Source organism: Arthrobacter sp. K410C (genome assembly GCF_059090105.1).
The window spans coordinates 1-14,391 of sequence record NZ_JBNHFJ010000005.1; the positions used below are offsets into that span (position 1 = coordinate 1).

The following is a 14,391-nucleotide window of genomic DNA, read 5'->3' on the forward strand; positions in this document are numbered from 1 at the left end:
CGCGCTGATCCTCAGACAACGAACTAGACGCACGCATAAAACTGCTCCCCGGGAGTCGGAACTGAATTTCTCAGTCCAACTCCCGGGGAGCAGTTCACAGTCCGCTGGCCGGCAGGGGCCCTTGGTTTTGCCCTCCACCGCCGCCGGCCCGGACTCCCTGCGGCTTCCGTGGCGCTTGATGGAGGACATGTAAATTCTTTGGACAAATCCGCCGCCGCGCCCTTCCACCAAAGCTACCGGCCGGTATTCTTTGGTGATGGCCGGCACATGTGGGGGTACGGTCCGGCCATAAACCACCAGCAGCATCACCGGAACCAGGCTACGGGGGCTCCAGGCCGGTGGGCGGTCCGTTCCGCTGGGGGACGTCCCGCCGAATGCACGCCCTAGCCACTTGGCGTTCATTCAGCTCTGTTGTGATGTGCCGGAAATACCCACTTGACCAGGAGCCGGGTCCGGGCCACTTGTCCGTTGGTACAACCCGGACACTTCCCATCGGGTCCCCTACCGGGGACATCCTTATGAAAGTAAGAGCGGATGCATCAAACACCTTGGAAACTGGCGCTGGGAACAGCTTTGTCCGCGGGGCTCATCGCAGCTCCCCTGGCAGCCCTTCCCGCCGTTGCACACGATCCGGCCGCGGAGGTCTCAGGCGCGGCCGGGGGCTCTCCCGTTGTCATCAACGAGGCCTACCTCAGCGGCGGCAGCAGCGGCGCTGCCTATAAGAACAAGTTCGTGGAGCTGTACAACACATCAGAGGCCCCGGTCTCGCTGGACGGCTGGTCCCTGCAGTACCGCTCCGCCACCGGGACATCTGCGCCTTCGGGCGTGGCTGCCTTGTCCGGGTCCATCCCGGCCAAGGGGCACTACCTGGTACAGGGCGGCAGCAACGGCTCCAACGGCGCCGATCTCCCCGCCCCGGACCTGGTGGCAGGTGTCCTTAACCCGAGCGGCAGCGCCGGAACGGTGGTGCTCGCCAAGCAGCCCACCGCCGTCGCGCTTTCCACCGGCTCCCAGGTGGAGCCCGCCCGCGTGGCCGACCTCCTTGGCTACGGCGCGTCCAACACCTTTGAAACGCTTGCTGCCACCGCCCCCTCGGGCAACACCGACGTCAAAAGCCTGAACAGGGCAGCCGGAGCGGACAGCAACAACAACGCCGCGGACTTCGCCCTCAGCGCCACCATCACGCCCACATCCTCTGGCGGTGCAGCCCAGGACTCGGATCCCGCACCTGGTCCGGAACCCACGCCAAACCCTGCCCTGGCCACCATTGCCGAAATCCAGGGCACCGGTACCCAGAGCCCGCTGGCGGGTGCCACGGTAACCACCACGGGCAAGGTCACCGCCGTGTTCCCCACCGGCGGCCTGAACGGCTACTACATCCAGACGGCCGGCACCGGCGGTGACCTCACGGCCACCAACCACGCCGCATCGGACGGGATCTTCGTCTATTCCCCCGCCACCGCGGGTTCCGTGCAGCCCGGCGACTTCGTCCGCCTGACAGGCACAGTGGCTGAGTACTACGGGATGACGCAGCTCAACGTTGACGCAGCCGCCGGGCTCACCAAGCTGGCCGAGGCCGCCCCGGAGGTGAAGCCCACCGCCTTCACCCTGCCCGCAAACGAAGCCTTCCGCGAGTCCCTGGAAGGAATGCTCCTGGCACCCCAGGGTCCGCTGACGGTCACTGACAACTACAGCCTGAACCAGTACGGCGAGATCGGCCTGGCCGGCGGCACCACTCCCCTGGTCCAGCCCACCGCGGTGGCTCCGTACGGCACTGCCGAACATGCCGCCGTTTTCCAGGAAAACGCCGCACGGGGCATCAAGCTCGACGACGGCGCCAGCACCAACTTCCTCGGCAGCAGCGCCAACAAGGCCCTGCCCCTGCCATATCTGACGGGCACCGATCCGGTGCGGGTGGGTTCGCCGGCGACGTTCACCACGAACGTAGTCCTGGGCTACGCCAACAACGCCTGGAAGTTCCAGCCGCTCACCCACCTGACCCCCGCGAATGCGGCCACGGTCCAGCCGGCCACGTTCGGCGCCACCCGCACCGAGGCACCCCGGCCGGTGGGCGGCAACCTGAAGATTGCCTCGTTCAACGTCCTCAACTACTTCCCCACAACAGGCGACCAGCTCACCGGCTGCACCTACAACACGGACCGCGACGGGAACCCCGTCACCGTCCGGGGCGGCTGCAACGCCCGCGGCGCAGCCAATCCGGAAAACTTCCAGCGGCAGCAGGACAAGCTCGTTTCCGCCATCACCAAGGCCGGCGCCGACGTAGTCACCCTGATGGAGATCGAGAACTCCGCGCAGTTCGGCAAAAACCGCGACGACGCCCTGGCCCGGCTGGTGGACGCGCTGAACGTCGCCACACCCGGGGTCTGGGATTACGTCCGTTCGCCGGCCAATGCCCCGCCGCTGAGCGACGAAGACATGATCCGCACCGCCTTCATCTTCAAGAAGGCCGCGGCCGAGCCGGTGGGCGAGTCCATCATTCACAATGACACCGTTGCCTTCGCCTCAGCCCGCAAGCCGCTGGCGCAGGTGTTCAAACCCGCCGGCGGTGCCGCCGGCACCGAGTTCATTGCCATCGCCAACCATTTCAAGTCCAAGGGTTCGGCAGCAACGCCGGAGGACACGGACCAGGGCCAGGGCGCCTCAAACCTGGCGCGCACGGCCCAGGCCAAGTCGTTGCTGGACTTTGCCGCGTCCCTGCAGGGCAGCAAGGGCACGGACAAGGTGTTCCTGATCGGTGATTTCAACGCCTACGCCAAGGAGGACCCGATCAACGTCCTCACGTCCGCCGGCTACGTCAACCAGGACGAAAAAGCCCGGAACGCCGACGGCTCGGCCAAGCATTCCTACCTCTTTGGCGGGATGGTGGGCTCCCTGGACCACATCCTGGCTTCCCCCGCCGCCGATGCCGTGGTGTCCGGGGCCGACATCTGGAACATCAACTCGGTGGAGTCCGTGGCCCTGGAATACAGCCGCCACAACTACAACATCACCAACTACTACGCCCCGGACCAGTTCCGTGCCAGCGACCACGATCCAGTGGTGGTGGGCCTGGACCTGGGTTCCACTCCTGCCACCGTTGACCTGAACTTCCTGGGGATCAACGACTTCCACGGCAGGATCGACGCCAACACCGTCCAGTTCGCCGGAACCATCGAGAAGCTCCGTGCCGCTGCCGCCCCTGGCGCCACGGCGTTCCTCTCCGCCGGCGACAACATCGGTGCGTCGCTGTTCGCCTCCGCTGTTGCGAAGGACCAGCCCACCATCGACGTGCTGAACGCGTTGGAACTGCAGGCATCGGCCGTGGGCAACCACGAGTTCGACGGCGGATGGACGGACCTGCGCGACCGCGTCATCGCCGGCGGCGCCAATGCGAAGTTCCCCTACCTTGGCGCCAACGTTTACCGCAAGGGCACCACTGAGCCGGTGTTGCCGGAGTTCACCGTGCTGGACATGAACGGCGTCAAGGTGGCCGTCATCGGCACCGTCACCCAGGAGGTCCCCTCCCTGGTGACCCCGGCCGGCATCGCAGACCTTGAGTTCGGGGACCCGGTGGATGCCATCAACCGGGCAGCCGCCAGGATCACCGCGGAGAACCTGGCCGACGTCATCATCGTGGAAAACCACGACGGCGCCGGCTCGGGTGTGTTGGAAGGTTCAACCCTGGCGGAGGAAGTGGCAGCGGGCGGCCCCTTCGCCAAGCTGGTCACCGAAACGTCCGCCGACGTGGATGCGATCTTCACCGGCCACACGCACAAGGAATACGCCTGGGACGCCCGCGTTCCTGGCGTCGAGGGCAAGACCCGTCCCATCGTGCAGACCGGCAACTACGGCGAGAACGTGGGCCACATCCAGCTGACAGTGGACACCGCCACGAGAGAGGTGACGGCGTCCAAGGGCAGCAACGTCAAGCGGACCACCGATCCCGCCGCCGGCCTGATCGCCGCCTACCCGCGGGTCGCCGCCGTCGACGCCATAGTCCAGAAAGCCCTGGCCGACGCTGCCGTGATCGGCAACGAGCCGGTCGGTTCCGTCACCGCTGACATCACCACGGCGTTCACGACTGACGCCACTGGTACGCCAAAGCGGGACGACCGCTCGAGCGAGTCCACCCTCGGCAACCTCGTGGCCGACTCGCTGCTTGCTTCCCTGCAGCCGGCCGAACTGGGCGGCGCGGAAATCGGCGTGGTCAACGCCGGCGGACTGCGGAACGAGCTCTACTACGCCCCGGACGGCACCATCACCTACGCCGAGGCCAACGCGGTGCTGCCGTTCGTGAACAACCTCTGGACCACGTCCCTGACCGGTGCACAGTTCAAGACGCTGCTGGAACAGCAGTGGCAGACCAATGCGGACGGCACGGTTCCCAGCCGCGCCTACATCCAGCTGGGCCTGTCGAAGAACGTGAACTACACCTTCGACGCCGCCCGCGCTGCCGGTGACCGCATCACGTCGGTCCGGGTCAACGGGGAACTGCTGGACCCGGCGAAGTCCTACCGGGTGGGCACGTTCAGCTTCCTGGCCACCGGCGGGGACAACTTCCGGATCTTCACCGAAGGCGCCAACACCCGTGACTCCGGGCTGGTGGACCGGGACGCGTGGATCAGCTACCTGCAGGAGAGCAGTCCGGTATCGCCGGACTTCGCCCGCCGCTCCGTGGCCGTCACGAACAGCACTCCCGCAGAGGTCAAGCCGGGCGAACCCGTCACGCTGACGGTTTCCAAGCTGGACCTGACGTCGCTGGGCAGCCCGGCCAACACCTCCCTGGCGGTGGTGTTCACCGATTCCGCCGGTGTGGTGACAGACCTTGGCGCCGTGCCGGTCGCTTCCGGGTCGGCTTCTGTGAACCTGGCCGTCCCCGCACGCGCGGCAGCCGGCACCGGAACCCTGGTGCTGACCGCCGCCGAGTCCGGCACCGTGGTGAAGGTCGGCGTGCAGGTGGCCACTGAAGGTCCCGTCCCGCCGGTATGCACCGCTCCGGCCAAACCCGCCCAGTGGTACGACGTCCTGGGCTGGATCCGTTACGGCATTACCTGGCTCCAGTACCAGCAGTGCCTGCGCGGCTGATGCCTGGCTAAACAAGAAAGCGCCCCGCGTTGGTCCCGGACTTCCGGACCCGAACGTGGGGCGCATTCTGCTGGGAGTTTTTGTCCAGATATGGTGACTTCCGGGCAGGTTATCCCGCCATATCTGGACAAAAACTCCGGGGTCTAGGGGAGGACCACAGTTTCCGAGTAGGTGGATGAATCCCCCCTGATTGCGGTGCTGCTGCGGCCGTCCACGCCCACCGGGACATCCCCCGCAATGGTCACCCGGTTCAGCTTCCGCGGCTGGCCATCGTAGTTGTCCGGGGCGTAGTGCTGGGTGATCCGGTTGTCGAAGAGCACCAGCTGGCCAGGTTCCCAGTTCACCCGGACCACGTTTTCCGGCCGGGTGACGTAGGCCTGCAGCAGGCGGAGGATGTCCCTGGACTCGGTGTTGGACAGCCCCACGATCCGCAGCCGCTGCGCGAAGCCGCCGATGAAGAGCCCGCGCTCCCCGGTCAGCGGGTGGACGCGGACCACGGGGTGGGCGGTTTCGAAGTGGATCCTGGTGAATTCCTTGCGCCGCTCCTCCGCATTCGCGTGTTCCAGGTTCTTGGGAACGGAGTAGTCGTAGTCGTTGGTGTGGATGGCCCAGAGGGTATCGGCGAAGTTCCGCAGCTCCTCGGGCAGGTCGCGGTAAGCCCCCGCCGAGGAGGCGATGAGCGTTTCACCGCCGTACGCCGGCAGCGTGATGCTGCGCAGCGTTGATGCCTGCGGCGGGTTCACCACGAACGTGACATCGGTGTGCCAGTTGTTGGCGCTGCCGTTTTCGCTGTCCACCGGCAGGACGGCCGGTTTGCCATCGACGGAGGCAACGGTGGGGTGCGCCTTGGTGAGCGGGCCGAAGTAGCTTGCGAACCGGACCTGGTCCTCGTCGGTGCGGATGTTCGCCTTCCGGAACACCAGGGCCTTATGGACGTTGAGGGCTTCGCGGATCTGGGCCACTGTGCCAGGGCTGAGCTCCGCGCCCAGGTCCAGGCCACGGATTTCGGCGCCGATACGGGACCCGAGCTTCGTGAATTCGAGCCTGGTTTCGGTAATGGTGGTCATGGTCGGTGTCCTTTTCAGTGTCAGTGTTGTCGGGTTTGGGACGGGGAAGGTCAGTTGCCGGAGCCGACGGCGGTGCGCCAGCGGGAGAAGTGGCGTTCCAGTGCCACCAGCAGGATGTTGACGAGAAGGCCCAGCACGGAGACGGTGAGGATGCCTGCGTACATGTCCGGGATGAGGAAGCTCATCTGGGAATTGACGATCAGGTATCCGAGCCCGGCCTTTGCACCCACCATTTCCGCGGCAATCAGCACCAGGATCGAGGAGGTGCCGGCCATCCGGATCCCAGTGAAGATGGTGGGCACCGCCGATGGAAGGATGACTTTCTGGAAGAGCCGGAAGCTGTTCAGCCCCAGGGACCTGGCCGCGCGGACCAGCAGCGGGTCCACCGTGCGGACACCGGCGATCGTATTGAGCAGCACCGGGAAGAACGCGGCGTAGGCCACGATGGTGATCTTGGATTCCTCCCCGATGCCCAGCAGGAGCGTGAAGACCGGCAGCAGGGCGAGGGTTGCGGTGTTGCGGAAGAGTTCCAAAAGCGGGTTCAGGAACGAGTTCAACCAGCCGTACCAGGCGATCAGCAGCCCCAGGGCAACGGCGGACACCACCGCCATCCCGAACCCGGAAACGGAGCGGGTGAGGCTGGCCTGCAGGTGGTTCCGCAGCTGCCCGGTTTCCACCAGCCTGGCCCCCGCCGCGAGGACTTCGTGCAGCGGCGGGAGGAACACTCGGGTGGACGGGCCCGCGAAGTATTGGGGACCAAACTCCCACAGCGCCAGGAACAGCAGGACTGCCAGCGACTTCCAGGCCGTGCGTGTGGCCAGGTTCGCTGCGGCACCCAACCTTCGTGCCGCCGTCGGGCGTTCACTGCGGGCTGGATGGGAGGGGGCCGCCGGCAGTTCGGCGGGATGCGGTGCGGGTTCGACGGCGGCGCTCCCCTGTGGGGGCCGGCTTAGGACGGTGCTCATCAGGCGGCGTTCCCTTCGAGGGGGTGTTCATCGGGGGCCGTTCCGTCCGGGAGGATCTTGCGGTGGCCCGAGTCCTGGGCCAGCCGGACTTCGTCGTGCAGCAGGGACCATACCTGGTGGCGGTGCTCCACGAACGCAGGGTGGGAGCGGAGATCCGCCTCGCCCCCGCGGTCCGGAATGTTGATGTCCACGATTTCCTTGAGCCTGCCGGGCCTGGCGCTCAACACCGCCACCCGCTGGCCGAGATATACCGCCTCGTCAATCCCGTGCGTGATGAAGACGATGGTTTTCCCCGTCGCCTGCCAGATCCTCAGGAGCTCGTCCTGAAGCTGCTCACGGGTCTGGGCGTCCAGCGCCGCAAAGGGCTCGTCCATCAGGAGGACGTCCGGCTCATAGGCGAGGCTCCTGGCAATGGCCACGCGCTGCTTCATACCGCCGGACAGTTCATGCGGATACCGGTCCTCGAACCCGGCCAGGCCCACCAGGTCCAGGTACTTGCTTGCCGTCGCCGCCCGGTCCTTCCGGGACAGCCCGCGGTTCTCAAGGCCGATCGAGACGTTCGCTGACGCAGTCCGCCAGGGAAAGAGGGCGTACTGCTGGAACACGACGGCGCGGTCCTGGCCCGGCCCGGTGACTTCCTTTCCATCCACCAGGACTTTTCCGGACGTGGGACGGGACAGGCCGGCCAGCAGGTCCAGGAGGGTGGTCTTGCCGGAACCGCTGGGCCCCACCAGTGTGAGGAATTCACCGGCTGCCACGTCCAGGCTGAGGGCATCCAGGGCGGTCAGGACGGCGGCCTCCGGCTGGCTGCGGATTCTCCTGCCCCGGCTGTTCCTTCCCTGCCGGACGGCGAACTCCTTGGTGACGTGTTGAAGGCTGATTTTGGAGGTCATGGTTATCCCTTGGACTGTGCAGCCGGAGCGGTTGTCTCCAACTGGTTGAATTCGTTGGTGTAGAGCTTTGCCGTGTCCAGGCCGCCGCTGATGATCCCTGCGGACTTCAGGTAATCGGACCAGCGGGTGAAGTCGTTATCCGAGATGCGCCCGCCGGGTGAGGCCACTCCCACGCTCTTCCAGTACTTGAGCACCTCGGTGCTTTCGTTCCGTCCGCGCTTGGCGATGATCTCCTCAAATTTGGCAATGACCTGTTCACGGGGTGTGTTGCGTTCCCACTCGATTGCCTTAGCCACGCCGGTCACCAGCGTGCGGCTGGTCTCCGGGTTCTTTGCCAGGAAGTCCTTGCGCAGGACGTACTGGCCGGCGTCGAACGGCCCCCCAATGACCCCGACGTCGGTAAACAGGGCCCGGATGCCGCCCTCGGCGAGCGCCCGGTCCTGGAGCACCCCGCCCAGGGTGCCCACATCCACCTGCTTCTTGCGCAGGGCCACCTCGGTTTCGTTGGGCGGCACCACCACCAGCTGGACCTGCTTGATTTCCTCGGGTGACAGTCCGCTGTTCTTCAGGTGCGTGGTGATGACTGCCTCATGGTGGGCGCCCAGGGTGTTCACCGCGATCTTCTTGCCGATCAGGTCGCGGGCGCTGGTGATGGGGCTGCCTTCCTCCACGTAGTACCCGGTGAACGTGTCCTTGTCCTCGCCGTAGTAGTTGATGACGGCCTGGACGGGGGCGCCTGCTTCGATCAGCTTGATCACCGCTCCGGTGAATGCGCCGCCGATGTCCGTCTGGTCCGTGGCAACGGACTGGATGCTCTGCGGGCCGCTGGTGGTGTTGCTGACCCACTGGAGCTTGACGTCGCCGAGGTACCCCAGGTCCTCGGCCACCTCCAGCAGGGAGACGGTGTTGGGTGAGCCCTGGTAACGGACGGTCTTCACTTCGGTGCCGCCGCTTCCCGCCGATTCCGCGGTGGCGCTGCCGCCGCACCCGGACAGCACCAGCGACAGTGCCGCGGCGGCGGCCACTGCGGCTGCCTTGCCTGCGGCGGTGATTCGTCTTGCGGGCAGGAGTCGGTTTTTCATCGGGGGTCTTTCTGCAGTCGGTTGGGTCCGGGCCGGCTGGCTCGTGGCAACCACTAGAACAGAGCGGAATCCGAAGCAGAAGGGGGGCCTTCACGGCGGGAAACGGCAGGAAATTTCAGGTTTTCCCGGGTCATGATCGGCCCCAAAACGTCTCCCGGGGAAGGCCGTGGACGCACGGTGCAACACTCCTACCCGGGGGTTAACCGGCGGCAACGTTGGGCCACCGTGCCGGGTAAAGGAGGGTCACGTCGCTACGCCTGGTGACATACGGGGCCGGTACGTGCGGGGGCCTGGCACCCATCACGGCCATGAAGCGGACCTGCCTGTGCCGCCGTCGTCAAGTCATGCGCTGCATGGCAGGCCTGCCGGTGGGAAATCCGTCCCGGATATTTCTCGTGGTGCAGCGCCTTTTGTTACACGGCAGCGGTTCCCGGGAGGGGCGGCGGTCAGCGGCCGAGGATGGCGGCGGCTATCTCGTCGGCGTCGCGGAGGGTCCGCTGGCCGCTCCGGTAGACCGGGTACCCGGGGTGGGCAGCCTCGGCGGCGATGGCCGTCCCCCACTGGTTGGAGGAGAGCTGAAGGCCCAGGACATAGATGCCCTCAGTGACGGCGCCGTTTGCCGCCACCGGCCGGTACGGGTGCGGCACCACGTCCAGGCCGGTGGACTGGACGGGCGCACCCTCGGCGGTCATCATCAGGCGGGGCCGGACCGCGCCGTCACCCAGCAGCTGCCCGAGGAGTGGTGAGTCGTTGGCCGAGACCCTGTTGCCGGGGGCCAGGGCTTCCACCATGGAGCGCGCGGCGGCTGGCGGACCGTCCACCCAGGGTGAGGACGCGGTGAACATCCGGGTCCTGCGGTCAACGCCGAACTTCGGGTCCGGGCCCACAAAGCTGACAATTCCGGCCCGGGCCAGCGCGGCCAGCTGCTCGGAGCGCAGGGCCGGGGGCCCGCTGGCAAGGCCCTCAACGAAGGACTCAAACCAGCCACGCAGTCCGGCCACCCAGGACGCCTCGGTGATGCCGCCGTCGGCCACTGCGGTCTTGAGGACGGCCCGCCCGTGGTGCAGGGCGCCGATGGCCATCTTGACGGGGTCGTCCTCGCCCAGGGCTGAGCGGCGGGCATCGTCCAGCAGGTATTCCACCACGGCGGCGTCGAGTTCCCTCCGCGAACCAAACGTCCTTCCTGCCAGGGGTGCCGCGAGCGCGGGAAGGTCCAGCCTGTGCCGCGGTCCCACATGGACTGCCAGCACGCTCTCCACGCTGTCCTCCCAGTTGGCCGCCGAATGCGCGTGCGGGTGCAGCGCTTCTTCGAGGGCGGCAAGGAAGGCAGCCCTGTCCGGGACGGCGGCGGGCTGCGAGCGGACCAGCGTGGAGTAGTAGGCCCAAAGGGTGTCGCGGTGCAGCAGCGGCCACAGGTCGTGGTCGAACCCGGGCCGGATGCCGGCCCTGCGGAACCGCTCCAGCGCCGCCTCGGTGAGGTAGCGGAGGGTGACCGACGCCGGATAGTAGCCTTCCAGCGCCGCCTTGGCGCGGTACGGGGTACCGCGCCGGGAGGCCGCGATGATCAGCGGCTCCTGGCCTGACGGTTCATACTCCAGCCGTCCGCCGCCGGATACGAACTTTCCGCCGCGGCCCTCGGTGAGCTGCACCATCGTGTCGAAGAAGTTCAACCCCATGCCGCGGACCAGGACGGGTTCGCCGGCAGGGATCCGGGACCAGTCCACGTCGGCGGGTGCCGCCGGGGGCAGGTACTGCAGTCCCAGTTGCTCCGCCGCTGCCTGCAGCTCGCGCTGTTCGGGATTGAGCCTGGACGGGATGTGGCCCAGCGCGAGCACCACGGAGCCGGTGCGGAGCGTCTCCCCGGTGGCCAGGCCGACGTTGAACGTTCCGTCCCCTGCGGGGCGCACCGACAAGGCGGACGTTTCGTGGAACTGGACGGTGACGCCGTCGGGCGCGTTGTCCAGCAGGTCCTCCAGGGTGGAGCGCAGGTACCTGCCGTACAGGGCGCGGCTGGGAAAGTCATTGGATTGCAGCACCGCGAGTTCCGCGCGCTCGTCCGCGGTCAGGGACGGCAGTGGGTTGCGCTGCTGCCGCTCCCGCCACCTGTCGAACGAGGTGCCTGCCAGCGGCGCCGGAAGCGACGGGTCCTCCGGAATGAGCGTGGGGTAGAAGGACTGGGTGTTCATCAGGAACAGCCGCGACTGCTGCGGCTGCCAGACATGCCCCGGCCCGGCCGGGTAGGGATCCACGACGTCGATGTGGAGCCGGAGGGCCCCGCCGTCATTGGCGCGGCGGGCGGCGGAGTGCGCGAGCAGGCGTTCCAGCACGCTGGTGCCGCGGGGGCCGGCACCAATGATGGCGGCCCGGATGCTCTGCGTATTTTCCACGGCATCCAGACTATCCGCTGCCAGCTGAACGCCTTGCCCGCCGGCGCCGATGTTGTTTGGATGGGCGAATGACCACCACTGCAGCTGATTCAGCGTCCGTTCCGGGTTCCGGGGCCAGCCACGGGAGCGCGCCTGCGGGCACCGCGCCGGAGCCCATCGACGAAAACGTGTGGCTCGAGGACATCTACGGCGAAGAGCAGCTTGCATGGGTCAAGGAGCAGAACTCCCGCACGGAGGACCTGCTCGAGGACGCGGACTATGCGGCGCTTGAGGGCAGCATCCTGGAAGTCCTCGACTCCACGGACCGCATCGCCATGGTGGGTAAGCGCGGCGACTGGTACTACAACTTCTGGAAGGACCAGCAGAACCCCAAGGGCCTGTGGCGCCGGACCACCTGGGAAAGCTACTGCACTGCCTCCCCCGAGTGGGACGTCCTGCTGGACGTGGACGCGCTGTCCGCCGCCGAAGGCGAGGAGTGGGTGTTCCACGGAGCCACGTTCCTCCGGCCGGCGGCCGGCGACCCCTACCGCCTGGCTCTCCTGGCGCTCTCCCCCGACGGCGGCGACGCCAACCGCTACCGCGAATTCGACGTCGAGACCCGCTCCTTCGTGGACCCCGCGCGGGGCGGCTTCGACCTACCCACTGCCAAGGGCAACGTGTCATGGCTGGACGCGGACACGCTGCTGGTCGCCTCCACGGCTGAAGGGCTGCCCAGGACGGCGTCCTCCTATGCCCGGACCGCGGTAACCCTCAGGCGCGGCACCAGCCTCGCGTCCGCTCCCCGGCTCTTTGAGGTCCCCGAAGACCACATGATGGCAGTGGTGGCCCACGATTCCACCCCCGGCTTTGAACGCACGTTCGCCGTGGACTACATCGACTTCTTCAACCGCACCAACCTGGTGCTCCGCGAGGGGGAATGGGTGGCGATCGACGTCCCCACCGACGTCAACGTCAGCGCGCACCGCGAGTGGCTGCTGTTCCGCCCGCAGCAGGACTGGATCCTGGCCGGCACCACCTATCCGGCCGGATCGCTGCTGGCCGCGGCGTTCGAGGACTACCTGGCCGGCAGCCGCCGCGTGTCCGTCCTGTTCACGCCGGATGCCCGCACCTCGCTGCAGTCCTGGAGTTGGACGCGCAACTTCCTGCTGCTGAATCTCCTTCGTGACGTCTCGTCCGAAATCCGGGTCCTCGACCCGTCCTGCCCCGCGGCAGGTGCCGACAGCGCTGCGGGCGCCTGGGCGTCCACTCCCCTGGATGCGTGCCCGCCCCTGCACGACGTCAACGCCTACGCCGTGGACGATGAGGACGAAACTGCGGCCGACGGGGGTGCGGGCGACGATTTCTGGCTCGTCGCCACCGGGTTCACCACCCCCAGCACGCTGATGCGGGGAACCCTGGAACGCAACCACGACGACGGCGGGCAGCCCGGCGTGGTAAGCCGGCACGCGGTGGTGAAGGCATCGCCGTCGTTCTTTGCGGACAGCGAGTACGAAGTGCAGCAGCATTTCGCCGTGTCCGAGGATGGAACACGCGTCCCCTATTTCCAGGTGTCCGCCCGGAACCTGCCACTGGACGGCCAGAACCCCACACAGCTGTCGGGCTATGGCGGGTTCGAAATCTCCCGGACGCCTGCCTACAGCGGCACCGTGGGCAGGGCGTGGCTGGAGCGCCGGACCGCGGGCCCCGCCGGCCGCGGCGACGGGCATTCGCGTGGCGGGGTCTACGTGGTGGCCAACATCCGCGGCGGCGGCGAATACGGTCCGTCCTGGCACCGGGCCGCCCTCAAGGAGAACCGGCACAAGGCGTATCAGGACTTCGCGGCCGTGGCCCGGGACCTCATCAGCCGCGGGGTCACATCCCGCGAGCGGCTGGGCTGCGTGGGCGGTTCCAACGGCGGGCTGCTGGTGGGGAACATGCTCACCCGTTACCCGGAACTGTTCGGCGCCGTCTCCTGCGGTGTGCCCCTGCTGGACATGCGGCGCTACACCAAACTGTCCGCCGGCCACTCCTGGATCGCGGAGTACGGCGACCCGGATATGCCGGAGCAGTGGGAGTACATCAGGACCTTCTCCCCCTACCACCTGCTCCGGGACGGGGTGGAGTACCCCGAAACGTTCATCTGGACCGCCACCTCCGATGACCGGGTGGGGCCTGTCCAGGCCCGGAAGATGGCAGCACGCATGCTGGCCATGGGCATCCCGAACGTCTGGTTCCATGAAGCCCTGGAGGGCGGCCACGCCGGTGCGTCCGACAACCGGCAAGCCGCCGCGCTGCAAGCACGCAGCCAGCATTTCCTGTGGAAGGCGCTGGCGGGCGGGTTGTCGTGACGCCGGGATTGTCGGTGCGGCGGGCCGTCGCCGCCGACGTGGAGGCGCTGGCCGAGGTGCACATCCGCTGCTGGCGGGAAACGTACCGCGGGATGCTCTCCGACGCCTTCCTGTCCGGGGTGGATCCGGCCAACCGGCTGGAGTTGTGGCGGATGTTGCTGGACCGTCCCGAGCCCGCGGCGGCGTGGGTGGCGTGCGACGACGGGACAGTGGTCGGATTCGCGGGTGTCCGGTGGGATCCCGCCCCGGGTTCCCCGCAAGGGCATCCACCGCCGGCCTCCGGAGACTTCCAGCTGTGGGGACTGTACCTGCTGGCCTCGCACCAGGGCCTGGGACTGGGCCGGCGGTTGCTGGAAACGGCACTTGGAAATGAAGCGGCCAGCTTGTGGGTGGCGGCCGACAACAGCCGTGCCATCGGTTTCTACCGCCGGTTCGGCTTCCAACCTGACGGCGCCGAGGATGTCCTGGCCGAGTGGGAGAACCTGCGCGAGATCCGGATGGTGCGGCCCGCGCAAGCCGCCGCCTGAGTTCCGCTGTTGCACAGCATGCCTGTTGGCGTTGTGCCTGCTCCCCGGCGTTTTGCAC

Annotated in this window: 8 protein-coding genes; 3 read left to right on the top strand and 5 right to left on the bottom strand. The window is 67.3% G+C overall.

From position 1 onward, the window contains the following. Positions 1-534 precede the first annotated feature (534 nt). On the top strand, positions 535-5,085 hold the full coding sequence (locus AC5RU7_RS09500) for an ExeM/NucH family extracellular endonuclease (protein ID WP_494052017.1): 4,551 nt from the start codon (positions 535-537) through the stop codon (positions 5,083-5,085). Between the two features lie 143 nt (positions 5,086-5,228). Here the strand turns inward: AC5RU7_RS09500 and AC5RU7_RS09505 are convergent, their stop codons facing one another. From AC5RU7_RS09505 to AC5RU7_RS09525, 5 genes are all read right to left on the bottom strand, one after another. Continuing rightward, the gene (locus tag AC5RU7_RS09505) at positions 5,229-6,152 is read right to left on the bottom strand and encodes a TauD/TfdA dioxygenase family protein (protein WP_494010748.1); all 924 of its coding nucleotides are present in this window, start codon (positions 6,150-6,152) and stop codon (positions 5,229-5,231) included. Between the two features lie 50 nt (positions 6,153-6,202). Continuing rightward, entirely contained in the window at positions 6,203-7,117 is a 915-nt protein-coding gene (locus AC5RU7_RS09510; RefSeq protein ID WP_494010749.1) for an ABC transporter permease, read from the bottom strand. Further along, positions 7,117-8,010, bottom strand: a complete 894-nt coding sequence (locus AC5RU7_RS09515) for an ABC transporter ATP-binding protein (protein WP_494052018.1) — start codon at positions 8,008-8,010, stop codon at positions 7,117-7,119. Before AC5RU7_RS09515 ends, AC5RU7_RS09510 begins: the two co-directional genes overlap by 1 nt. A gap of 2 nt (positions 8,011-8,012) precedes the next feature. Further along, positions 8,013-9,092, bottom strand: coding sequence for an ABC transporter substrate-binding protein (locus tag AC5RU7_RS09520; RefSeq protein WP_494052019.1), 1,080 nt, complete (start codon positions 9,090-9,092; stop codon positions 8,013-8,015). A gap of 446 nt (positions 9,093-9,538) precedes the next feature. Further along, a complete protein-coding gene (locus AC5RU7_RS09525) occupies positions 9,539-11,479 on the bottom strand; it encodes an FAD/NAD(P)-binding protein (protein ID WP_494052020.1) in 1,941 nt (646 codons plus the stop codon). A gap of 68 nt (positions 11,480-11,547) precedes the next feature. Between AC5RU7_RS09525 and AC5RU7_RS09530 the strand changes: the two genes are divergently transcribed. Then, on the top strand, positions 11,548-13,806 hold the full coding sequence (locus tag AC5RU7_RS09530; RefSeq protein ID WP_494052021.1) for a prolyl oligopeptidase family serine peptidase: 2,259 nt from the start codon (positions 11,548-11,550) through the stop codon (positions 13,804-13,806). Beyond that, a complete protein-coding gene (locus AC5RU7_RS09535; protein WP_494052022.1) occupies positions 13,803-14,333 on the top strand; it encodes a GNAT family N-acetyltransferase in 531 nt (176 codons plus the stop codon). The genes AC5RU7_RS09530 and AC5RU7_RS09535 overlap by 4 nt, the downstream gene beginning before the upstream one ends. The last annotated feature ends 58 nt before the right edge of the window (positions 14,334-14,391 follow it).